16 protein-coding genes are annotated in these 24153 nt (G+C 60.7%); 9 read left to right on the forward strand and 7 right to left on the reverse strand.

Annotated elements, in window-relative coordinates:
* The first annotated feature begins 6 nt into the window (after positions 1–6).
* The 4 genes from ACYAR8_RS22070 (at position 7) to hemE (ending at position 9243) form a co-directional block, all read left to right on the forward strand.
* On the forward strand, positions 7–1626 hold the full coding sequence (locus ACYAR8_RS22070; protein ID WP_108119113.1) for an AAA family ATPase: 1620 nt from the start codon (positions 7–9) through the stop codon (positions 1624–1626).
* Positions 1627–1984: 358 nt separating this feature from the next.
* On the forward strand, positions 1985–6430 hold the full coding sequence (gltB, locus tag ACYAR8_RS22075) for a glutamate synthase large subunit (RefSeq protein WP_074890771.1): 4446 nt from the start codon (positions 1985–1987) through the stop codon (positions 6428–6430).
* A gap of 122 nt (positions 6431–6552) precedes the next feature.
* Positions 6553–7971: an FAD-dependent oxidoreductase gene (locus tag ACYAR8_RS22080; RefSeq protein WP_065986613.1), complete on the forward strand. Its 1419-nt coding sequence runs from the start codon at positions 6553–6555 to the stop codon at positions 7969–7971.
* A 207-nt stretch (positions 7972–8178) separates the two neighbouring features.
* Positions 8179–9243, forward strand: a complete 1065-nt coding sequence (hemE, locus tag ACYAR8_RS22085; protein WP_463581055.1) for a uroporphyrinogen decarboxylase — start codon at positions 8179–8181, stop codon at positions 9241–9243.
* A 271-nt stretch (positions 9244–9514) separates the two neighbouring features.
* Here hemE and ACYAR8_RS22090 read toward each other — a convergent pair whose 3' ends face one another.
* Complete coding sequence (locus tag ACYAR8_RS22090) at positions 9515–10780, reverse strand: MFS transporter (protein ID WP_463581056.1); 1266 nt, start codon at positions 10778–10780, stop codon at positions 9515–9517.
* 116 nt (positions 10781–10896) lie between these two features.
* Between ACYAR8_RS22090 and ACYAR8_RS22095 the strand changes: the two genes are divergently transcribed.
* Entirely contained in the window at positions 10897–11787 is an 891-nt protein-coding gene (locus ACYAR8_RS22095; RefSeq protein WP_074890764.1) for a LysR family transcriptional regulator, read from the forward strand.
* An 82-nt stretch (positions 11788–11869) separates the two neighbouring features.
* Here ACYAR8_RS22095 and ACYAR8_RS22100 read toward each other — a convergent pair whose 3' ends face one another.
* Positions 11870–12358 carry a DUF3261 domain-containing protein gene (locus tag ACYAR8_RS22100; protein WP_074890762.1) on the reverse strand — a complete coding sequence of 163 codons (489 nt, stop codon included), beginning with the start codon at positions 12356–12358 and terminating at the stop codon, positions 11870–11872.
* Between the two features lie 353 nt (positions 12359–12711).
* On the opposite strand from ACYAR8_RS22100, the gene ACYAR8_RS22105 reads away from it, so the two are divergent.
* The gene (locus tag ACYAR8_RS22105) at positions 12712–13494 is read left to right on the forward strand and encodes a ParA family protein (protein ID WP_427683283.1); all 783 of its coding nucleotides are present in this window, start codon (positions 12712–12714) and stop codon (positions 13492–13494) included.
* Positions 13495–13497: 3 nt separating this feature from the next.
* On the opposite strand, the gene ACYAR8_RS22110 is transcribed toward ACYAR8_RS22105, so the two are convergent.
* On the reverse strand, positions 13498–13875 hold the full coding sequence (locus ACYAR8_RS22110; RefSeq protein ID WP_074890758.1) for a PAAR domain-containing protein: 378 nt from the start codon (positions 13873–13875) through the stop codon (positions 13498–13500).
* Positions 13876–14011: 136 nt separating this feature from the next.
* Positions 14012–14446: a thioredoxin TrxC gene (gene trxC, locus ACYAR8_RS22115; protein WP_463581057.1), complete on the reverse strand. Its 435-nt coding sequence runs from the start codon at positions 14444–14446 to the stop codon at positions 14012–14014.
* Between the two features lie 398 nt (positions 14447–14844).
* Between trxC and ACYAR8_RS22120 the strand changes: the two genes are divergently transcribed.
* The 3 genes from ACYAR8_RS22120 (at position 14845) to ACYAR8_RS22130 (ending at position 17288) form a co-directional block, all read left to right on the forward strand.
* Positions 14845–15774: a hypothetical protein gene (locus ACYAR8_RS22120; RefSeq protein ID WP_463581058.1), complete on the forward strand. Its 930-nt coding sequence runs from the start codon at positions 14845–14847 to the stop codon at positions 15772–15774.
* A gap of 123 nt (positions 15775–15897) precedes the next feature.
* The gene (locus tag ACYAR8_RS22125) at positions 15898–16347 is read left to right on the forward strand and encodes a hypothetical protein (protein ID WP_463581059.1); all 450 of its coding nucleotides are present in this window, start codon (positions 15898–15900) and stop codon (positions 16345–16347) included.
* Between the two features lie 110 nt (positions 16348–16457).
* Positions 16458–17288, forward strand: coding sequence for a hypothetical protein (locus ACYAR8_RS22130; RefSeq protein ID WP_463581060.1), 831 nt, complete (start codon positions 16458–16460; stop codon positions 17286–17288).
* Here ACYAR8_RS22130 and selO read toward each other — a convergent pair.
* Genes selO through ACYAR8_RS22145 form a run of 3 tightly spaced genes read right to left on the reverse strand, consistent with a single transcriptional unit; the run spans position 17272 to position 23931 of the window.
* Positions 17272–18735 carry a protein adenylyltransferase SelO gene (gene selO, locus ACYAR8_RS22135; RefSeq protein ID WP_463581061.1) on the reverse strand — a complete coding sequence of 488 codons (1464 nt, stop codon included), beginning with the start codon at positions 18733–18735 and terminating at the stop codon, positions 17272–17274. The two genes, ACYAR8_RS22130 and selO, sit on opposite strands and share 17 nt — an antisense overlap.
* A gap of 48 nt (positions 18736–18783) precedes the next feature.
* Positions 18784–22152: a mechanosensitive channel MscK gene (gene mscK / locus ACYAR8_RS22140; protein WP_463581062.1), complete on the reverse strand. Its 3369-nt coding sequence runs from the start codon at positions 22150–22152 to the stop codon at positions 18784–18786.
* 36 nt (positions 22153–22188) lie between these two features.
* A complete protein-coding gene (locus ACYAR8_RS22145) occupies positions 22189–23931 on the reverse strand; it encodes a potassium/proton antiporter (RefSeq protein WP_074890747.1) in 1743 nt (580 codons plus the stop codon).
* Between the last annotated feature and the right edge of the window lie 222 nt (positions 23932–24153).

Consider the following 24153-nt stretch of genomic DNA (forward strand, 5'->3'; position numbering starts at 1 on the left):
AAATCCATGACTAGTTTGCACGCCGATGAGGCCTTCCTCGGTCATTACCAGTTGAGTCATGACCCCTTTGCAACGCGGGTTCCCGGCTTCAAGTTCTTCCCCGCACAGCGCAAGCCCGTGCTGGGCCAGCTGCATCACCTTGCGCGCTACAGCCAGCTGTTGCTGGTCGTGACCGGGCCTCAGGGCAGCGGCAAAACGCTGTTGCGTCAGGCATTGGTGGCGAGTACCAACAAGCAGTCGGTGCAGAGCGTTGTGGTGTCGGCGCGTGGCGCCGGTGATGCGACGGGCGTGCTGCGCCAGGTTGCCCAGGCCCTGAACGTCGCTCAAGCGGAAATGCGCCCGATCCTGGCGCAGGTCGTGCAGTTGGCGCTGACCGGTCAGGAAGTCTACATCCTGGTGGACGATGCCGAACAACTGGGCGAATCCGCACTCGAAGCGTTGTTGGGATTGGCAGCAGGCACCCCGGAAGGGCGTCCGCATGTCTTCCTGTTCGGCGAGGCTTCGATCATTGATCGCCTGGATCAGCTGTGCGCCGAGAGCGGTACCGAGGAAGAGCGCTTCCACGTTATCGAGCTGGCACCGTATACCGAAGAAGAAACCCGTGAGTATCTGGCTCAGCGTCTCGATGGCGCAGGGCAGGGCGTTGAGTTGTTCAGCGCCGCGCAGATCACTGATATCCACGAGCAGTCCGGTGGATGGCCAGGCGCGATCAACCAGGTCGCGCGCGATTCGATGATCGAAGCCATGATTGCCAGCCGCTCTGCGGTCAAGCGTCCAAGTATGGGGTTCAAAATGCCTAAGAAACACGTGTTGGCTTTGGGTGGCGTTGTTGTCGCAGCCGTTCTCGCGGCGTGGCTGATTCCAGGCCGCAGCAACGCGCCGGCCACTGCGCCAGCCAACTCTCAGGCTCAATTGCCTCTGGGTCAGGGCCAGGCGCCCGCGCAACAATCGAACAACGGTGGCCCGGCCATCGAGTTCGCCGGTAATTCGCAACCGATGCCGCTGCCGATGAACGGCTCGCAACCGGCGACCCGCGCGCCGCTGGCGGAAGCCGCGGGTTCGGGCGAGGGTGACGGCGAAGATGGCGGCCCTGCGGCTAATCAATCGCTGCAGCCGCCGACCGTGACCACCACTGCACCACCGGCAGGCGCGACGGCAAGTCCTGCGCCGACCATGGCACAGCAACCGGTTCCGGCAACGCGTCCGGCCCCGGCCCCCAAGCCAACGCCTGCTCCGGCCCCTGCCGCGAAACCTGCCCCAGCGCCGACTCAGGTGGCCACCGCCAAACCTGCCCCGGCGCCGGCGGCCAAACCAGCAGCTGCAGCGTCTGGCGCGGCGGGCAGCGGCTGGTACGCAGGTCAGGCACCGACGCATTACGTGGTGCAGATCCTCGGCACCAGCTCTGAAGCCACCGCTCAGAGCTACGTGAAAGAGCAGGGCGCCGAGTACCGTTACTTCAAGAAAACCCTGCAGGGCAAGCCTCTGTTCGTGGTGACTTACGGCAGCTTCGCTGACCGCAATGCGGCACTGACCGCTATCAAGGCCTTGCCAGAGAAGGTTCAGGCTGGTAAACCTTGGCCTCGTACTGTCGGCAGTATCCAACAGGAACTCGCCGCCGCCCGCTGATGACGCAGGGACCTTATCCAGGTCCCTCGCTTGGCCCTCCCGATATCACGCATGAGCGTGCTGCCAACGAGCAGCGCGCCTTGCGGTGTCTGCGTCTCAGGCGCGCATTGATCTTCGGGCTCTCATTGGTCAGACTCGCAAAAAAGCTCTGGCTAGCACGAGAATCGATATAAAACCTTTCATGAATGCGACATAAATTTGCGACACTTCGTCGTCAAATTTGTGAGGACTTGTGTCGCTGTGTACAATGACCTCCCTTTTGCTCCCGCAAAGCCGGCATACGTTCGGCGTGGATGGTAAATGGTTGAATTGAAAAGAAATTTGCCTCGATAAGGGGCAGCCTGGTGAGAATGTGTCTATGAAAGCAGGTCTGTACCATCCAGAAGAATTCAAGGATAACTGTGGTTTCGGCCTGATCGCCCATATGCAAGGCGAGCCCAGTCATCACCTGTTGCAGACGGCTATCGAAGCCCTGACGTGCATGACCCACCGTGGTGGTATCAACGCCGACGGCAAGACCGGTGACGGTTGCGGGCTGTTGATGCAAAAACCTGACACCTTCCTGCGTGCGGTGGCCACCGAGCACTTCGGCGTCGAGCTTCCGCGCCAGTATTGTGTTGGCATGGTCTTCCTCAATCAGGACGACGCCAGGGCCGAAGCGGCCCGCGAAAACATGAACCGTGAAATCCTGGCGGCCGGCCTGACCCTGATCGGCTGGCGTCAGGTGCCGATCGACACCAGCGTATTGGGCCGTCTGGCCCTTGAGCGTCTGCCGAAGATCGAGCAGGTGTTCATCGGTGGCGAAGGCCTGACCGATCAGGAGTTCGCGATCAAGCTGTTCTGTGCACGTCGTCGCTCCTCGGTGGCCAACGCCGCTGACACCGACCACTACATCTGCAGCTTTTCCCACAAGACCATCATCTACAAAGGCCTGATGATGCCGCGTGACCTCACGGCATTCTTCCCGGACCTCAACGACGAGCGCCTGCAGACCGCGATCTGCGTATTCCACCAGCGCTTCTCGACCAACACCCTGCCGAAATGGCCGCTGGCTCAGCCATTCCGCTTCCTCGCCCACAACGGCGAGATCAACACCATCACCGGTAACCGCAACTGGGCCCAAGCCCGTCGCACCAAGTTCACCAACGACCTGATGGACCTCGACGAGCTGGGCCCGCTGGTCAACCGCGTGGGCTCCGACTCCTCCAGCATGGACAACATGCTCGAGCTGATGGTGACCGGCGGCATCGACCTGTTCCGTGGCGTGCGCATGCTTGTGCCGCCGGCATGGCAGAACGTCGAGACCATGGACCCGGATCTGCGCGCGTTCTACGAATTCAACTCTATGCACATGGAGCCTTGGGACGGCCCGGCCGGCATCGTCATGACCGAAGGTCGCCATGCCGTCTGCCTGCTTGACCGCAACGGCCTGCGCCCTGCGCGCTGGGTCACCACCAAGAACGGCTACATCACCCTCGCGTCGGAAATCGGCGTTTGGAACTACAAGCCTGAAGACGTCATCGCCAAGGGCCGTGTCGGTCCGGGCCAGATCTTCGCCGTGGACACCGAAACCGGACAGATCCTCGACACCGACGCCATCGACAGCCGTTTGAAGTCGCGCCACCCGTACAAGCAGTGGCTGCGCAAGAACGCCCTGCGTATTCAGGCGACGCTGGAAGATCACGACCACGGTTCGGCGTTCTACAACCCGGATCAGCTCAAGCAGTACATGAAGATGTTCCAGGTCACGTTCGAAGAGCGTGATCAGATCCTGCGCCCGCTGGGTGAGCAGGGTCAGGAAGCGGTCGGCTCCATGGGCGATGACACGCCGATGGCGGTGTTGTCGCGTCGCGTCCGCACGCCGTACGACTATTTCCGTCAGCAGTTTGCGCAGGTCACCAACCCGCCGATCGACCCGCTGCGTGAAGCCATCGTCATGTCGCTGGAAGTCTGCCTCGGGGCCGAGCGCAACATTTTCCAGGAGTCGCCAGAGCACGCTTCCCGCGTGATCCTCAGCTCGCCGGTCATTTCCCCGGCCAAGTGGCGCTCGCTGATGACCCTGGATCGTCCGGGCTTTGATCGTCAGATCATCGACCTGAACTACGACGAAGCCATGGGCCTGGAAGCGGCCGTGCGCAACATCGCGGACCAGGCTGAAGAAGCCGTGCGTTCGGGCAAGACCCAGATCGTCTTGAGCGACCGCCATATCGCGCCGGGCAAACTGCCGATTCACGCATCGCTGGCCACCGGTGCGGTGCATCACCGTCTGACCGAAAAAGGCCTGCGCTGCGACAGCAACATTCTTGTCGAGACAGCAACGGCTCGCGACCCGCACCATTTCGCCGTGTTGATCGGCTTCGGCGCCTCGGCGGTCTACCCGTTCCTGGCCTACGAAGTGCTGGGCGACTTGATCCGTACCGGGGAAGTGCTGGGCGATCTGTACGAAGTCTTCAAGAACTACCGCAAAGGCATCACCAAAGGCCTGCTCAAGATCCTGTCGAAGATGGGCATTTCGACCGTCGCCTCCTACCGTGGGGCGCAGCTTTTCGAAGCCATTGGTCTGTCCGAAGAAGTCTGCGACCTGAGTTTCCGTGGCGTTCCCAGCCGCATCAAGGGCGCGCGTTTCGTCGACATCGAAGCCGAGCAGAAAGCCCTGGCCTTCGAAGCCTGGAGCGCGCGCAAGCCGATCCAGCAGGGCGGGCTGCTGAAGTTCGTCTACGGCGGCGAATACCACGCGTACAACCCTGATGTGGTGGCGACACTGCAAGCGGCTGTTCAGCAGGGTGATTACGCGAAATTCAAGGAATACACAGCGCTGGTGGACAACCGTCCGGTGTCGATGATTCGTGATCTGCTCAAGGTCAAAGAGCTCGACACGCCGCTGGGCATCGATGAAATCGAGCCGCTGGAAGGCATTCTCAAGCGCTTCGACTCGGCGGGCATCTCGCTGGGCGCGCTCTCGCCGGAAGCCCACGAAGCGCTGGCCGAGGCGATGAACCGCCTGGGGGCGCGCTCCAACTCCGGTGAGGGTGGCGAAGACCCGGCGCGGTACGGCACCATCCGTAGCTCCAAGATCAAACAGATCGCAACCGGCCGTTTTGGCGTGACGCCTGAGTACCTGGTCAACGCCGACGTGCTGCAGATCAAAGTGGCGCAGGGCGCCAAGCCAGGCGAGGGCGGGCAACTGCCGGGTGGCAAGGTCAACGGCCTGATCGCCAAGCTGCGTTACGCAGTGCCAGGCGTGACGCTGATTTCGCCGCCGCCGCACCACGACATCTACTCGATCGAAGACTTGTCGCAGTTGATCTTTGACCTCAAGCAGGTCAACCCGGCCGCGCTGGTCTCGGTCAAGCTCGTAGCGGAAGCAGGCGTGGGCACGATTGCGGCCGGTGTGGCCAAGGCCTACGCCGACCTGATCACCATTTCCGGCTATGACGGCGGCACCGGTGCGTCGCCGCTGTCATCGATCAAATACGCGGGCTCGCCATGGGAAATCGGCCTGGCCGAAACCCACCAGACCCTGCGCGGCAACGACCTGCGCGGCAAGGTTCGGGTGCAGACCGACGGCGGCCTGAAAACCGGCCTGGACGTGATCAAGGCGGCCATCCTCGGCGCCGAAAGCTTTGGCTTCGGCACCGCGCCGATGATCGCGCTGGGTTGCAAATACCTGCGCATCTGCCACCTGAACAATTGCGCCACCGGCGTCGCCACTCAGAACGAAAAGCTGCGCAAGGACCACTACATCGGCACCGTCGACATGGTGATCAACTTCTTCACCTACGTGGCTGAAGAGACCCGCGAGTGGCTGGCCAAGCTGGGCGTGCGTTCGCTGGAAGAACTGATCGGGCGTACCGACCTGCTGGAAATCCTGCCGGGTGAAACCGCCAAGCAGCAGCATTTGGATCTGACGCCGCTGCTGGGCAGCGACCACATTCCGGCTGACAAACCGCAGTTCAGCCAGGTCGAGCGCAACCCCCCGTTCGACAAGGGCCTGCTGGCCGAGAAAATGGTCGAACTGGCGATCTCCGCCATTCAGTCCAAGAGCAGCGGCGACTACGAACTGGACATCTGTAACTGCGACCGCTCCATCGGCGCGCGGATTTCCGGCGAAATCGCCAAGCTCCACGGCAACCAGGGCATGAACGATGCGCCGGTGACCTTCCGCTTCAAGGGCACGGCCGGGCAGAGCTTCGGTGTGTGGAATGCCGGCGGCTTGAACATGTACCTGGAAGGCGACGCCAACGACTACGTCGGCAAAGGCATGACCGCCGGCAAGCTGGTGATCGTGCCGCCGAAAGGCAGCCCGTTTAAAACCCAGGACAGCGCCATCATTGGCAACACCTGCCTGTACGGCGCGACCGGCGGCAAGCTGTTCGCAGCGGGCACGGCGGGCGAGCGTTTCGCGGTGCGTAACTCAGGCGCCCACACCGTTGTGGAAGGCACGGGCGACCACTGCTGCGAGTACATGACTGGCGGTTTCGTCTGTGTGCTGGGCAAGACCGGCTACAACTTCGGCTCAGGCATGACCGGCGGTTTCGCCTACGTGCTCGATCAGGACAACACCTTCGTTGACCGGGTCAATCACGAACTGGTCGAGATTCAGCGCATCAGCGGTGAAGCGATGGAAGCCTATCGCAGCCACCTGGAGCGCGTGCTGGCCGAATACGTGACCGAAACCGACAGCGAGTGGGGCCGCAATCTCTGGGAAAACCTCGACGACTACCTGCGCCGCTTCTGGCTGGTGAAGCCGAAGGCCGCGAGCTTGAAGTCGCTGTTGTCCAGCACCCGCGCGAATCCGCAATAACAGCAGCTGCGAGCGGCAAGCTTCAAGCCGCAAGTTAACGGCAGCGCGCGAGTGCCTGCGAACATGATTTTCTTGCAGCTTCAAGCGTGGCGCTTGGGGCTGTAGTCAGGAGTTCTAACACCATGGCTGAACGTCTCAGTAACGACTTCCAGTTCATCGAAGTCGGGCGTAAAGATCCGAAGAAGAAACTGCTGCGTCAGCGCAAGAAAGAGTTCGTGGAAATCTACGAACCTTTCAAGCCCCAGCAGTCCGCCGATCAGGCGCACCGTTGCCTGGGTTGCGGCAATCCGTACTGTGAATGGAAATGCCCTGTGCATAACTTCATTCCCAACTGGCTGAAGCTGGTGTCCGAGGGCAACATCCTCGCGGCGGCCGAGCTGTCGCACCAGACCAACACCCTGCCGGAAGTCTGCGGCCGCGTGTGCCCGCAGGATCGTCTGTGCGAGGGCGCGTGCACCCTCAACGACGGCTTCGGTGCGGTCACCATTGGTTCGGTCGAGAAGTACATCACCGACACGGCCTTCGCCATGGGCTGGCGCCCGGACATGTCCCGCGTCGTGCCCAACGGCAAGCGCGTGGCCATCATCGGCGCAGGCCCGGCCGGCCTGGGCTGCGCCGACGTTCTGGTGCGTGGCGGCGTAAAGCCGGTGGTGTTCGACAAGAACCCGGAAATCGGCGGTCTGCTGACCTTCGGTATCCCCGAGTTCAAGCTTGAAAAGAGCGTGCTGAGCAATCGCCGCGAAGTGTTCACCGGCATGGGCATCGAGTTCCGTCTCAACACCGAGATCGGCAAGGACATCACCGTCGAGCAGTTGCTGGAAGAGTACGACGCGGTGTTCATGGGCATGGGCACGTACACCTACATGAAGGGCGGCTTCCCCGGTGAAGACCTGCCGGGCGTGCATGACGCGCTGGATTTCCTGATCGCCAACGTCAACCGCAACATGGGCTTCGAAAAGTCGCCGGAAGATTTCGTCGACATGAAGGGCAAGAAGGTTGTGGTACTGGGCGGTGGCGATACGGCGATGGACTGCAACCGCACGTCGATCCGCCAGGGCGCCAAGTCAGTGACCTGCGCCTACCGCCGGGACGAGGAAAACATGCCGGGCTCGCGCAAGGAAGTGAAGAACGCCAAGGAAGAGGGCGTAAGGTTCCTCTACAACCGTCAGCCCATCGCCATCGTGGGCGAGGATCGGGTCGAAGGCGTGAAAGTCGTCGAAACGCGCCTGGGCGAGCCGGATGCGCGAGGCCGTCGCAGCCCCGAGCCGATCCCAGGCTCCGAAGAGATCATCCCGGCGGATGCCGTGGTTATCGCGTTCGGTTTCCGTCCGAGCCCGGCGTTGTGGTTCGATCCGCAGGGTATCCAGGTCGACAGCCAGGGCCGTGTCGTGGCGCCGGAGCAGGGCCAGTTCAAGCACCAGACCAGCAACCCGAAGATCTTCGCCGGTGGCGACATGGTGCGCGGGTCTGATCTGGTGGTGACGGCGATCTTTGAAGGCCGCAACGCGGCTGAAGGGATTCTGGATTACCTGGGCGTCTAGTTGACGCCTGCGGCAAGCTGCAAGCGGCAAGCTCCAAGCCACAAGCTTAAGGCAGACGCTGATCTGCTTTTACTTGAAGCTTGCGGCTTGAAGCTCGCAGATGCATTGATGCGACAAATCGCCCCGATAAATAAAAGGCAAGGCACCGACCGTGCCTTTTATGTTGGTGTCTGAGAAAATGCCCGCACTTTTTTTCCGGATGCCGACATGACTGCCCTGAAGAACGACCGTTTCCTTCGCGCCCTGCTCAAGCAGCCAGTTGACGTCACGCCTGTATGGATGATGCGCCAGGCCGGCCGCTACCTGCCGGAGTACCGCGCCAGTCGCGCCAAGGCCGGGGACTTCATGAGCTTGTGCATGAACCCGGCGTTTGCCTGTGAAGTCACCCTGCAGCCCCTTGAGCGCTATCCGCTCGACGCCGCCATTCTGTTCTCCGACATCCTCACCGTTCCCGACGCTATGGGCCTGGGCCTGTACTTCGAAACCGGCGAAGGCCCGCGCTTCCGCAAAACCGTCACCACCCTGGCTGACATCGAAGCGTTGCCGATCCCTGACGCGCAGAAAGACCTCGGCTACGTCATAGACGCGGTCAGCACCATTCGCCGCGAGCTCAACGGCCGCGTGCCGCTGATCGGCTTCGCTGGCAGCCCGTGGACCCTGGCGACGTATATGGTTGAAGGCGGCTCGTCCAAGGACTTCCGCAAATCCAAGGCCATGCTCTACGACAACCCGCAGGCCATGCACTTGCTGCTCGACAAGCTCGCACAATCGGTCACGGCGTACCTGAACGGCCAGATTCTCGCAGGCGCGCAAGCAGTGCAGATCTTCGACAGTTGGGGCGGCAGCCTTTCGGCCGCGGCGTATCAGGAGTTCTCGCTGGCCTACATGCGCAAGATCGTCAACGGCCTTATCCGTGAGCACGACGGGCGCAAAGTGCCGGTCATTCTGTTCACCAAGGGCGGCGGCATGTGGCTGGAAAGCATCGCTGACGCCGGCGCCGATGCGCTGGGCCTGGACTGGACCTGCGACATCGGCGAAGCCCGCCGTCGAGTCGGCAGCAAGGTCGCGCTGCAGGGCAACATGGACCCGACCGTGCTTTACGCCAATCCTCAAGCCATCCGCCAGGAAGTCTCCAACATCCTCGCCAGCTATGGCAGCGGCACCGGCCACGTCTTCAACCTCGGCCACGGCATCACCCCCGAAGTCGATCCGGCCAACGCCGGCGCCTTCATCGAAGCGGTGCACGAAATGTCGGCCAAGTACCACCAGTAAGCAGCTCGCAGACATGAAAACGCCCGGCTAATGCCGGGCGTTTTTGTGTGGGGTTAGGCACGCAAAGAGCACAGATCTATCGACTCTGAGCGTCGGGCGCCGGATAGCTTCTGCCGAAGGCGTAGGAGCGCGCTTGCCCGCGATCTGGCGCGAAGCGGTAGTGGCTGTACCTCTGTGGTAGATCAGCAAGTCCGTCCTCGAAGTTCTTGCGGCCGGTTCCCGCCCGATCGCGGGCAAGCGCGCTCCTACAGTTGCATGTGCGGCTGTTGGCTCAAACCTGCACATTCACCGCCAGCGGTTTTACCTTCGCCAGTTTCAGCGCTACGGCGAGGGCGATCAGCAGGAGGGTGCCGATGAAGGCGCCGATGCCGTTCCAGCCAGCGTAGTGCCAGAACACGCCGCCGCCGGTGCCGGCAACGCTGGAGCCCACGTAATAGCTGAACAAGTACAGCGACGAGGCCTGGCCTTTGGCTTTGATGGCGCGGCGGCCGATCCAGCTGCTGGCCACGGAGTGGGCCCCGAAGAAGCCGAAGGTGAACATCAGCACCCCAACGATCACCACGACCAGCGGGGTGAACATGGTCAGCGCCACGCCGACGAGCATCAGCACGATCACTGCCCACAACACGTTGCGCCGGCCCAGTTGGTCGGCCAGTGCGCCGATCTTCGCGGAGCTGTAGATACCCGACAGGTACACCACCGAAAACAGGCCGACCACCGCCTGACTCAAGTTGTACGGGTCGGCCAGCAAGCGATAGCCGATGTAGTTGAACAGCGTCACGAACGCGCCCATCAGCAGGAAGCCTTCGAGAAACAGCCATGGCAGCCCGGCATCCCGGAACTGCAGGACGAAGCCTTCCAACAGGCTGCGGCCGTTGAGCGGTCGTGCGATGAAATTGCGCGAAGGCGGCAGGATTTTCCAGAACACTCCCGCCGCGCCCAGCGCAATCACACCCATGATCAGCAGTGCCGTGTGCCAGCTGACGTAATCGCTCAACACCCCGGTGATCACCCGGCCGCTCATGCCGCCGATGGCGTTGCCGCCGATGTACAGGCCCATCGCCAGGCCGATGTGCTGCGGGTGGATTTCTTCACTGAGATAGGTCATCGCCACGGCGGCGAGTCCGCTCAACGACAAGCCCACGAACGCCCGCGTGATGAGCACGCCCTCCCAGGTGGGCATCAGTGCGCTGGCGATGGTGAAAAGAGCGGCGGAGAACAGCGAGAAGACCATCACCGACTTGCGCCCGAGGCGGTCGGAAATGGGCCCGGTGATGAGCAACCCGATCGCCAGCATCGCGGTGGACACCGACAGAATCATGCTGCTCTGGGCGGCGTTGATGGAGAAGTCTCGAGACAGCACCGGCATCATCGGTTGCACGCAGTACAGCAGCGCAAACGTGGCGAAGCCGCCGGAGAACAGCGCAAGTACGGTACGAATGAAAGCAGGCGTGTCCTTCTCGATGTAGGTATCGCCCAACGGGATGGCTGCTGTGACGAGCTCGGCAGGCGCGGAAGGGGATGCAGCAGTATTCACGGGTGACCTCAGACGGCAGAGCGGGGAGCAGTGGCAAAAGAATATAGCCGCCTAACGATTGCTTCCAATATATTGTTCGACCTGTTTGATAGGTTTGACGACCTAATGGAATGACCGTGGAATTACGACACCTGCGTTACTTCATTGCTGTCGCTGAAGAGCTGCATTTTGGTCGGGCCGCTCAGGCGCTCGGCATCTCGCAACCGCCATTGAGCCAGCAGATTCAGGCCCTGGAGCAAGAACTCGGCGCCCGTCTCTTTGAGCGCACCAATCGACATGTGGCGCTGAGCGAGGCGGGCCGGTTATTCCTCGATGAAGCGCGCCTGGTGCTGGCACAGGTCGAGAAGGCTTCTGATGTGGCGCGGCGCGCACAGTTGGGCGAACTGGGGGAGCTGAAGATCGGCTTTACAGCATCCGCGCCGTTCACCTCAAGCATCCCGCAGGCCATATTCGCGTTTCGCCAGCGCTATCCCGCTGTGCACCTGGCGCTTCAGGAAATGAGCAGTCGGGAAGTCGCCGAGCGGCTCGAGAATGAGTCGATGCAAGTGGGCATCATGCGGCCGCTGCCGTTGCCGGATTCGTTGGTCGCCGTGGAGCTGCTGCACGAGCCGCTAGTGGCAATCCTGCGCTCGGACCATCCACTGGCGGAAGGCTCGGAACGCGGCATTCATTTGCGCGAACTGGCCAGTGAGCCTTTCGTGTTCTTCCCGCGCAGTTATGGCAGCGGGCTTTACGCGCAGTTGCTGGATCTGGCTCGGGAAGCAGGATTCAGCCCGTTGTTTACCCAGGAGGCGGGTGAGGCGATGACCATCATTGGCCTGGTAGCGGCAGGACTGGGCGTAACGGTGCTGCCGGCGTCCTATCAACGCATGCGCATCGACGGGGTGGTGTACCGGACGCTGCTGGATGCCCAGGCGACGTCAGCGGTGTGGCTGGTGCAACGCAAGGACCAGAAGTCGCCCATGGCCAAGGCGTTTGTCGAGCTGGTGACGCGCAAAGCGGGGTGAAGCGGAGGCGCTGCATAGAAATGCTGGCGTTGTTGCGCGGTTCCAATGCGCAGACGCGTGCAACGGGGAGCGAGCTACCCCGTCATTTGCTCGCCTTGCCCTGGAGTGGACTGACCAAGTACTTCAGCTCGCCGCTTTCCATGCTGATCCGGAAGACACCTTCGGAGGCGTAATCGACGAACCAGCGATCGTCCAGGCTGCGACCGTAGGGACGCAGCTGCACGCCAGGATAGTCAAAGCGCACTTCTTCCAGGGACGTCAGGGCGAAAAGCACGGCCGCGAACAGCTCTCTTGCCTCATGGTTGGGTGGCAGTTGGCTGTCTGCCTTCCAGCGCTCCTCGCGAAGCTGCTGACGTGCCACCGGAGTACCGAGTGAGTCCAGCAACGAGAAGCGCAGGCCGTGGCGTTCCTTCTGGATCGTCATCATCCAATCTTCGCGCTGACCGGCTTGCTCACGCTGGACATGCAGCTGCACGGGAAATTTGATGTGAGGTATTTGCGCAGGCAGCGGCGCATGGCTCGCGCAGCCACTCACCAACAACACGCATAACAGCAAGAAAGCGCGAATCATGAAGCTTTACCTTCCAGGTGAGCCGACAATTTTTTATTCCGGGCTTCGAGTCGTCAAAATGACACCGGCTATAGCGCGGCGCCATCACCGGGTGACGGGCATTATCTCGGTGCCGGCGCACTGAGGCAAACGTTGAAACAAATAGCGTGTTAACTGACGGTCTTTCTTGCGGGTATGGCGGCAGCCTCTGTCACTGTGTTGTAGGCGCGATCGGTCTTTCGATGACGTAGCCCTCATCCTAACGGTCAGATTTTTCCGAGAGGCTCGCCCTACTCATCGCGATTGCCTAGACTCGGACCCTTCACCGGGTCGCAGGCGATCCTTCACGGCTAGACAGCAACAGGGAGTCTTACATGCGGCGTGTGGTGTTCAATCAGAAGGGCGGCGTTGGCAAGTCCAGCATCGCCTGCAATCTGGCGGCTGTCAGTGCTCATGAGGGTTATCGGACGCTGTTGATCGATCTGGACGCTCAGGCCAACTCGACGCAGTACCTCACCGGTCTGACCGGTGAGGAGATTCCCATGGGGATCGCTGATTTCTTCAAGCAAACCTTGTCTTCCGGGCCTGGCGCCAAGAAGAATCAGGTCGACATCTATGAAACGCCCTTCGACAACCTTCATGTCGTGACTGCCACGGCGGAGTTGGCAGATCTGCAGCCCAAGCTGGAAGCCAAGCACAAGATCAACAAGCTCCGGAAACTGCTGGATGAGCTGAGCGAAGATTATGAGCGCATCTATCTGGACACGCCCCCGGCGCTGAATTTTTACGCGGTATCGGCGTTGATCGCGGCGGATCGTGTGCTGATTCCGTTTGACTGCGACAGTTTCTCCCGTCAAGCGCTGTACGGGCTGCTCAAGGAAATCGAAGAGCTCAAGGAAGATCACAACGAGGATCTGGAGGTGGAAGGCATTATCGTCAACCAGTTCCAGGCGCGGGCGAGCCTGCCCCAGCAGATCCTTGATGAACTCATCGCCGAAGGGCTGCCGGTGTTGCCCGTCTACCTCACCAGTTCGATCAAGATGCGTGAATCTCATCAAGCCAATATGCCGCTGATCCATCTGGAGCCGCGGCATAAGCTGACTCAGCAATTTGTCGAGCTGCATCACTTGCTGGAAACGGGTGCGGGTAATCGCTGACGGCTAAGCGAGCGGTGCGTGGCTTTCCCGTCGGGCTCGGGTCATGTGTTTGGCTCGCTTGCGCGCCTTTTCAGCCATGTCCTTGGGAATGTCGATGGTCGCGTCCATGTCCGCTTGAAGCGCGGTCTGGCTGGCGATCAAACGATGGGTGCCTTCCGCGCAGCCGCAGCGCACTGTCTGCCCGTGCGTCGCCACCGCCACGAGTTCGTCGATGAAGGTCGGATTGCCTTGGGCAATGAAGCCGATCTGAGCGCACCGCTCGCACCAGACCGGATCACCCATGCGCGCCAGGCGCCTGTCCTCCCAAGTGTGCAAGCCTGTAGCACTCAAAACCATGCCGCCGGTTGTCGTTGAATCGCCCTCTCTGACCACGTATGTCATTGCTAACCACTCCAGGGTACCGATAGGAGTGGCGAAGCCTAGACGCAGAATTCGACGAGTTCGGGGCTAAAGAGTGCTTTCAGAACATGCCTACAGCGCTGGCTGTCACGCACTTCAATCGCTGAAGAAACGCCTTTCAGATTCCCTGACTGCTCAGCCAGGCCATCAGCTGTTGCAACGGCATCGCGCCACTCTGCCGAGCGATTTCACGTCCGTCCTTGAACAGGATCAGGCTCGGGATCGAGCGAATCCCCAGTTGCGCGGAAAGCTGCTGATTGGCCTCACTGTCCAGCTTCGCCAAGCGAACCCGACCGTTCAGCTGAGTGGCCGCTTGCTCGAACGTCGGCGCGAAGGATTTGCACGGACCGCACCACTCCGCCCAGACGTCCACCAGCAACGGCAGATCGCCCTTGATCTGGCTGGCATAGTCGCCCTGCGTCAGGTTGAACGGCTTGCTCAGCAAAACCGGCTGCTTGCAGCGCCCGCATTTAGGCTGGTCGGTCAGCCGCCCGGCGGGAATGCGATTTAGCCCATTGCAGTGTGGGCAGGGGATCAGCAGGGAATCGGACATGACGGAGACCTGAATAGGATGATGACTAGTAGGTGGAGTCTGGGGGGTGGGTTATCAAGCTTTGCGGCTGCCCCTTTAGCGACGGGATATCATCAATGGCGGTCGGCTTTCATTTATCACCTGGAACGCCAGGTGGGAACTACCCCAAAGTTCGCCGTTCGCTAAGCATCCCACGTCTGAAAAATCTCGAACCTGAAGACGCAACAAATTCCCCTTTCACCCTTCGTCCCAACCCCCAACTGCGCGCGTTAAGCCCAATCTTCGACCGCTGATTATCCGAAAGCACCCCCCGTTTGCCTAACTGTTCGCCCTGCCTGCCTGTCGCTAGTGTCGATGCGAGGGGCTGACTGACGACGATGCGTGTTGGCTCCCGCCATCTCATAGCCAGGGAGTCGCCCATGATCAGCCAGATCCAGGCCGCCGTTGCAGCGGTTGTCGCGAACAAAAAGCCAGCCGTTGACGCCGTCCCAAGCAGCGAACCCAAAACCGTCGATAAACCTGCAGCGACCGCGACCGACAAAGCGACGTTCTCGACACTGGCGGCTCAGTTGAACGAGAGCGCAGCGCGAGCCGAGAAGAGGGACGCAGGGATGACCCACGCCGAGCTGCGGCAATACGGGCGTAATCGCATCAATGAGTTTTTGATCGAAGGCCGCACAGTCAATAGCGGCACCCGGGCCATGGAAGTGCCCAAGACAAACGACCCCGAACTGCTGGACCGGGCGCGCGAGGCTAGTGCGTTCGTGACCCGGACGTTGGCAGGTGACAAGAACGCCAAGAGCCCGTTCGAGAACCTCTCACGCGAGCAACTGAACCTGATTGCCTTCGACGACAGCGCAAGCTTCACGCTCAACGAGCGGCGCGCCGCCTGGCAGGGTGTGCAGAAGATGGACGAGAGCTGGCGCAAGGTTGCGATAAACGAGGGGGTGATCGAGCAAGCCCGGACGGGCAAGGCCTCCCACTTCTATAACGACGCCCTGAGCTACCTCAAGTCGCTGCCTGCGATTGAAAAGGCAGTGAGTTATCCCAAAGGAGCAGAAGCGATCGTGGAAGCGCGGATCAAGAGCGACCTCACGCTGCCCGGTTTACCGGGCACTTTCGGACGCCAGGCGCCAGACCGCAAGCTGACCCTCTACGACATCCTCGCCGGCATCGTTGACACCAGCAAAGACAAGAAAGCTGAACCAAACAACATCGCCTACACAAAGAAGTTCGCGCCTCGAACTTCACCTGAGCCAGCTACGGCGGCGCATGGGCTTGAAAAGCCAGCGGCTGCGAATGCCGGTACGCAAGTTTCTGCTTCACCGAAGCCTGCAGCTGAAGCCTGATCACCGTGGGCGCCTGCCGCGCTCGCTCGATGCGCTCCAAAGTAGCTATCCGTTCGGGTAGTAGGAATCTAACGCGATGCCTGATTAGCTTTTTTTAGATCTAATAAAAAGGAGGATCTAAAAATGGAATCTAAAAATAAAGTTAATGCAGTGTTGCTGCTTTCTACTTTGGCCACGGTTGGGATGGTGAGTGCAGGACCTCAGGTGACCGTAAACTTTAAAAATGAAACCGATGAAAATGCAGTTTATGTGCGTGGAAGTAGCAGCAACGAATTGACCACTTACTCGAACGCATCACCCAAACCTGACGCCGTGGCTGCGGGGGCCTCCACCAGCTTTAACGTCCGTCCAAGCGGTGCGTCTCCAATAAGCTACGCCACCGTGCGATATCAAGCGGGATTCAAAACCTGCCAATTTACAACCAGCTATTTGATGAGCTCTACACCGGGAGGTGTTCGCACGCCTAAGTGGAACAAAAGTGCAGTGTCGGGCGGCGGTGCCAGATGCGACGTTACTGTCACCTCCGTCAATTACTCCAACCACAATTGGGTAGTGAACTTCACCATGCGCTGATGACGCAAACATTAACCGGAGCTGCCCATTAGTGGCAGCTTCGGCTGCGCGTGGTATCAGAAAAGGAATTTTCTATGCTTTCCACTATAAGTTCGGCCACACGAGGTCCTTTGAGTGCAGACGAAGTTGAAAAAACGCCGTCTGCCGCGTTGCCAGTCGTAGACACTGAGCGGGCGCCGACTGCCTCACTAATGTCTCAATCAGAGGTCGCGAGCGTGTCAGTTCTGGGGCGGCAGCTAAGCGACAGTGCGGAGCGGGCGAATCAGAGAGAACTGACGATGTGCCGCGATGAGCTGGCGGCCTATGCCGCCAGGCAAAAAAGCAGGTTTTTGTTCGATGGGTATCAAGCCGGAAAAGCCCGGCATGATCTGGAGACGCCTCAAACCGATGATCCCGAGCTTCTGAATCGCGCCCAGCAAGCTACCGAATACGTGAACCGTTCCAGAGCTGGCGACTTGAATGCGAAAAGTCCCTTCGCGGGCCTTTCACGGGATCAGTTGATCCTGATTGCCTATGACGACCAAGGCGGCTACACCATCAATGAGCGACAAGCCGCTTGGCGCGGCAGTGCGCAAATGGAATACAAGTGGACGCAAGGCGCCATTGCCCGTGCTCAACTCGAAAGCAGTATCACCGGCAGAGTGCCAGTCTTTCTGAGGGAGGTCCTGGAATATTACAAAGCCCTCCCGATGATCGAAAAAGTTCAGGATCGTTATCCCTGGAATTACGAGGCCGAAATGGAAGCGAAAATCGCAGAGGAGCTAGCGCTGCCGGCGGGAGGCGAGCGCGAACCCCAAATGCACATACTCAACCTTTACGACATCCTCGCTGCCATGACTGATCCGCATAAAAAGCGTTTAGAGCGCGAGAATCCGGCATTGCCCGAAACGGTGGAGGTTTCACCTGACCTCAGCTCACCCCCACTCACGATGAACAACTGATCTCCAGATGCTTGCCCCAATCCGGCGGACGCTGTGCATAACTCTCCATTCCGGGCTGTTCATCGTACGGCGTGCACAGCACCTGATGCAGGCGGCGGACTTCGCTGTCGTCGCCTTGTTCGGCCGCTTCGATGGCGCGCTGGGCCAGGTAGTTGCGCAGGATATACAGCGGATTGACGGCGTGCATGCGCGTGCGTCGGTCCTGCTGACTGGATTCAGGCTCGCGGGCGATGCGGGCTTTGTAGGCGTCGGCCCAGGCGTCGAAGCCAAGCATGTCGACGAAGTCGTCGCGCAGTTTTCCCACAGCAACGTCGGCTGACTCCTCGCCCAGATGGCGGAAAAACAGGGTGTAATCGACGCCGCTGTTCTGCATCAATTGCAGCAAGCGCGCGATCAGGTCAGCGTCATCTTCTTCCGCCGTTGTCAGGCCCAGACGTCGACGCATCAGGTCCAGGTAATGCGCCTGATACAGCGGCAGAAACAGGTCCAGCGCCTCACGCAATGCCTCGACACTGATGAAGGGTGTCAGCGCCTGAGCCAATGCGCTGAGGTTCCACTGGCCGATGGGCACCTGATTGCTGAAGGAGTAGCGGCCTTCGTGATCGGAATGGTTGCAGACGAAATGCTGGTCGAAGTCATCCAGAAACGCGAACGGGCCGAAGTCGAAAGTGATCCCGAGAATCGACATGTTGTCGGTGTTCATCACGCCATGACAGAAGCCATAAGCCTGCCATTTGGCGATCAGCTCGGCCTGCCGCTCGACGATCACGCGAAACATCGCCAGGTACGGCTCGGGCTGTTCCAGGCACTCGGGGTAATGCAGGGACAGCACGTGATCGGCCAGTTGCTTCAGCTGTTCCGGCTGTTTGGTGTAGAAGAAATACTCGAGGCTGCCGAAGCGCACGTGGCTTTGCGCAAGTCGCAGCACCATCGCCCCACGCTCCTGGGTTTCACGCCACACCGGTGTACTGGAGCCGATCACACAGGCCGCACGACTGGTCGGAATGCCCAAGGCATGCAGGGCCTCGGAGGCCAGAAACTCGCGGATTGACGAGCGCAATACAGCACGACCATCGCCCATGCGTGAATACGGTGTCTGCCCCGCGCCCTTCAGGTGCAGGTCCCAGTGTTCGCCAGCGTCGTTGTAGACCTCGCCGAGCAGCAAACCGCGGCCATCACCCAGGCGCGGGTTGTACGAACCGAATTGATGCCCCGAATAAACCATCGCCCGCGGGTCGGCCTCGGCCCACAGTTTGTGACCGCTGAAAATTTCAGCAAACAGAGGTTGTTCTGCCTGAGCGAGGTCCAGATCGAGTAACGCGAGGGCCGCTTCGCTGGCAACCACCAGCCGCGGGTCGGCGATGGGCTCGGGCAGCACGGTGGTGGAAAACGCATCGCCCAGACGGGCAAAACGATTATCGAAAGTCAGCTCGTCGAGGGCTTTCAAGGGATGCCTCCAGCAGAATGTCCGACCATTCTGCTGGGTTTTTTCGGGTCAGTCGAGCCTGACTTCCGGTGGCTCCGGTGCATCTTTTGGCGCCGGGGGCACAGCAGCGGGCGGCGTGATGGTTTTCTGCTCGGGTTCAACGGGCACCATCTTGTACTCCTGTCCCTGCATGTTTTTGAGGTAAACCTCCATCTGCCGGAACGAGATATTGATGTGCTGCTTCTTGAATTCCTTATTGATAAACCGGTTGATCTCGTCGAGCACCGGGTTGCGGTCGCCCAGGTCACGCACGTGCATGCGCAGCTCGTGGTCGAGGGTGCTTTCGCCAAAATTGAGGAAGTAAACGATCGGCTCGGGTTCTTTCAATACCCGCGGATTGTCACGGGCGGCCTTGAGCAGCAGGTTGCGCACCAGGTCCAGATCCGAGCCGTAATCCACGCCCAGCTTGAGCGTGACGCGGGTGATGGTGTCCGTCAGCGACCAGTTGATCAACTGCCCGGTGATGAACGTCTTGTTCGGGACAATGATGTCCTTGCGGTCGAAGTCGGTGATGGTAGTCGCGCGAATTCGGATCTTGCTGACCGTACCTGACAGGGCGCCGATGGTGATGGTGTCGCCGATCCGCACCGGGCGCTCGAACAGGATCATGATCCCGGAGATGAAGTTGGCGAAGATCTCCTGCATGCCGAAACCCAGGCCCACCGACAGCGCCGCTACCAGCCATTGCAGCTTGTCCCAGCTCACGCCGAGCGCCGAGAGTGTCGAGACAAAACCAACGCCGGCGATGGTGTACGACAGCAACGTGGTGGTCGCGTACGAACTGCCCTGCTTGAGGTTGAGCTTCGACAGCACCAGCACTTCCAGCAGGCCCGGCAAGTTGCCGGCCAAAACGAAGGTAATGCCGATGATCACCAGCGCGCCGATCAAGTCGCCCAGGCTGATCGGCACCATGCTGATGTTGGCGCCGGTACCGCTGGTGTATTCGTACAGCGTGATGTTATCGAGGTACGAGAACACCGAAATCAGGTCGGCCCAGACGAAGTAGAGCGCGCCGATGAAGCCTGCGATGAGCGCCAGGCGAATCAGTCGCAGCGACTGCTGGTTGACCTGTTCGATGTCCAGCGTCGGCTCCTCGATCAGGGTCTCGCCTTCACCGGCCTCTTTCGCGGCCTGACGTTTGCTCAGCGCACGCTGATACGCCAGACGCCGCGCGGCGACGCTCAGCCCGCGCACGAACGCGGCTTCGATGACCAGCCACAGCATCAGCAGATACAGCGTGTCGATCAGGCGATCACTGAGCTTCAGCGCCGTGTAGTAGTAGCCAAAGCAAACAGCGACAAACAGCGCGACGGGCAGGGCGGTGAAGGCCAGCCCCACGGCGCGGCGAAACAGCGATGCACTGTGGTGGGTCGGGCTGGTGAGCAGCAGGCGCGCGAGCAACCATGCCATCAGGGCGTAGCAAGTCAGCACTACGGCGATGCCGATAACGTCGTCGGCCAGCGCAGAAGGCTCGTGCTCGGCCACGGCGACCACTGTCACCAGTGCGAGCACGACAAGACCCAGACGACGGATCCAGCCGCGCAGGAATTCCACTTGTGGTTTTTCCCAGCGGAAGTGCAATTGCGCCACGCCGCCCGGCGCAAGAATCCGGTAGGCGGTGTAGAACACCAGCCAGGCCAGCGCCACTTGCAGCAACGCAGAACCCAGATTGACGTTCTGCCCGCGGGCGTCGATCTGCAGGGCGAACGCACACACCGCCAGGGTCAGCGACAACGGCATCGCCAGCAGCACGTTGATGAAAATCGCCAGCGGCGTCTGCCACTGCCGGTCCCGCTTGAAGTGGCCGATGTCGGCGTGCAGGCGGTTGAGCTTGTCGTACAGCGCCTTGCGTTTCCACATCAGCGCGCCGATCACCAGGAACAGCGGCAGGAAGATCAGCGGGCGCTGAGTCAGTCCGTCGTAGAGTTCGCTGACGCTGGACGTCCAAGGCAGGGTGGTCACCTGTTTGACGAGTCGCGGCCGGATGCGCTCGAACCATTCCAGGTCCAGCGGCTTGTTGCTCGGAATCCAGAACATCTGCTCATCGAGGGTGGCCCGCAGGCTGTTAGCCGTGCTGACCAGCTGTTTCTGATTGAGCTGCAGGGTGATGGATTCGTTGAGCAGCGAACTGAGCTCACGATTCAGCCGCTCCAGCAGGTCGCTGCGCGTGGTAGCCAGATCGAGCAACGTCTTGCGCAGCGCGGGCGTCACGTCTTCGGGTTTCTGCGTCGCCAGCAGCGTGTCGACGTAAGCGCTCGGACTGCTCATCTGTTCGCGCTGCTGATTGACTTCGAATTGGTACAGGCGAATGTCGGCGATTTCGTCGGCCAGACCGCTGTCTAGCTTGAGTTTGGGCAGCGACTGCTTCTGTTTGTAGAGGATTTTCGACAGCAGCAAACTGCCGCTCAACACGTTGATCTGCTCGTCGAGCGCTTGATCGGTTTGCGTGATGGCATCCAGCTGGGTTTTGGTCTTGAGGTTCTGCTGGGTCAGCTCGTTGAGGCGGTCGGTGCCGCGCAGCAGATAGTCGGAAAGCTTGAGGTTGGCGGCGCTTTCGGTCGCCAGCAGGCTGCTGCCGCCGGCTTTCTGCGCTTCAAGGGACAACTGCGTCACGGTTTCCTGGGACTGGGCGCGACGCTTCTCGTTGATCAGCGTTTGCAGGTCCTGGATTTCCTGATCCTGACGATTGACCTTTTCCGTCAGCAGGTCGCGCTGGCTGCCGCCCAGGTCCTGCAACTGGCTGTTGCCGGCGAGCTCCTGGCGACGCAGCGCAATCAATGCGTTCAATGAGGCCTGTTCAGCGTTCAACGCGTTGCGCTGGTCGGCGTTGATGGTTTTGCCGCCGTCCTTGCCAGACTTGAGGATGCCGTTGATGGCCTGAATGCGCGTCTGGCTGTTGCTGATCTCGGCCTGGGCACGCTCTGGCCGGGTCTGCGCGGTGATGGTCAGGCTGTTGGCGTCATTGAGGGCTTTTTGCAGATCAGCCTGCTGGGCGCTGCGCTGACTCAGGATTTGCTCAAGCTGCGGCACCTCAAGATTGGCGTAACGCTGCGCGACCGGAATGACTTTGCTGGCCTTGAGCTTGGTCAGCTCGCGCTGGTTCTCGGTGGTCTGACGGGGTGCGTCGGCGAGCTGCTTTTTCAGGTCTTCCAGCTTCTGCTGGTTGTCCTTCTGGCTGGACAGGAACGTCAGCGTCTGTTCAAGCACCTGTTGCAGCGCTTTCTGGTCGTCAGCGCTCAGTTTGCGGTCGGCGATCTTGTCCAGACTGTGCTGGACGGCCTCGCTGGACAGAGGGGGCGTATCGGCGGCGTGGGCCGGTACGGACGACAGGCAAAGCCCAAGCAGGGCCGAGGTGAAAAGGTTACGCAGCGTGGACATAGACACCGGGTCGAGCGAGCAGAAATGGGGGGCAGTTTAAAGGAACAGCCCGGGCCCCGGGCGGCTTCCTTCGGGGAATCTGACGCCCACTTTGAGGATCTTGTTCCCGTCCATAACCGCAACCGTCCAAATAGTTCCATTCCATTCGATCTGGTCGCCCACGATCGGCGCACCTCGATTCTTCTGAATGATGAACTGACTCAGCGGCATACCCGGATCCAGCCCGTCCAGTTTCAGACCATAGAGTGCCGCGACAGCCCCCAACTCAGCGTCTCCCTCGAGTACGAAGTCACCGAAGAAACGCAGATCCAGACCACGTTGCGGCGCCTGACTGAACAGCTTGCCGAGGGCAGGAAGGTCGTGTTCATGGCCGATGACGCACAGCAAATCACCGACTTCCAGCACCGTACTACCCGACGGGTGGAGCAACTGCTGGCCACGGAAAAGGGCAGCGATCCGCGTGCCTTCGGGCATTTTCAGCTCGCGCAGTGCGGCGCCGATGCACCACTTTTCGGCGCCCAGGCGATACACGAACAGCTCCCACTCGCTGGTGACATGCACTTCCAGCGCCGCGCGGGAGATCGGCGCCGGATCAGGCGGCACCGTCACTTTCAGCCATTTCGCGACCCACGGCAGGCTCGTGCCCTGAACCAAGAGCGACACCAGCACGATGAAGAACGCGAGATTGAAATACAGCTGCGCATGGGGCAGGCCAGCCATCAGCGGGAACACCGCCAGAATGATCGGTACCGCACCGCGCAAACCCACCCAGGCGATAAAGGCTTTTTCGCGACCGTGGAACACCCGGAAAGGCAGCAGGCCCGCCAGCACCGAGAGCGGCCGCGCCACCAGAATCATCCACAGCGCCAGGCCCAGGGCCGGAAGCGCGATCGGCAGCAAATCATGGGGCGTGACCAGCAGGCCCAGCACCAGGAACATGCCGATCTGCGCCAGCCAGGCCATGCCGTCGAGCATGTGCAGAATGCCGTGACGGCTGCGAATCGGCTTGTTGCCCAATACCAGACCGCACAAATAAACAGCTAGGAAGCCGCTGCCGTGAATGGCGTTGGTCAATGCGAAGACGACGAGACCGCCGGCCACCACCAGAATCGGGTACAGGCCGTTGGCCAGATTAATCCGGTTGACCAGTTGCAGCATGATCCAGCCGCCGCCCAGCCCGACGATGCCGCCGATGCCGAATTCCTGAACCAGATGGCCCAACAGGCTCCAGTGCAGGCCGGTCTGGCCGCTGGACAGCATGTCGATCAACGTGACCGTGAGAAACACCGCCATCGGGTCGTTGCTGCCGGATTCGATTTCAAGGCTGGCGGTCACCCGTTCGTTCAGGCCTTTGCCGCCCAGCAGCGAGAACACTGCGGCGGCGTCGGTGGAGCCAACGATTGCGCCGATCAACAGACCTTGAATGATGTTCAGGTCAAATAGCCATGCGGCGACCATGCCGGTCAGCCCCGTGGTGATCAGCACCCCGACCGTCGCCAGCGACAGGGCGGGCCAGAGAGCAACCCGGAAACTTGCCACCCGCGTGCGCAGGCCGCCGTCGAGCAGAATGACCGCCAGCGCGAGGTTGCCGACCAGATAGGCCGTTGGGTAATTATCGAAGATGATGCCGCCGCCATCGACGCCGGCCACCATGCCGACCGCCAGGATGATCACCAGAATGGGAATGCCGAGGCGGGAGGACAGCGAGCTGACCAGAATACTTGCACCCACCAGCAACGCGCCGATCAGGAACAGGCTGTTGATGGTCGTGGCATCCAAGGGCGGTACTCCAGAAACGAATTCGAACAAACGAGGGCGCGAACTGACCATGCAGTCCGCGTGCCAAGGGATTTAACCTGTTGAATTGGTTAGCTGTCAAAGCGTAATTCTTGACGGCCGGGCACTGGGGACTGCGCGGTCGACGTATATCAAGAGGCCGCTGGGCCACCGCTGGTCGACGGTTCAGTGCCGGCTTGCGGGGGTGAAGTCGCCTTGGCAACG

This window comes from Pseudomonas sp. HP_01 (assembly GCF_055284355.1).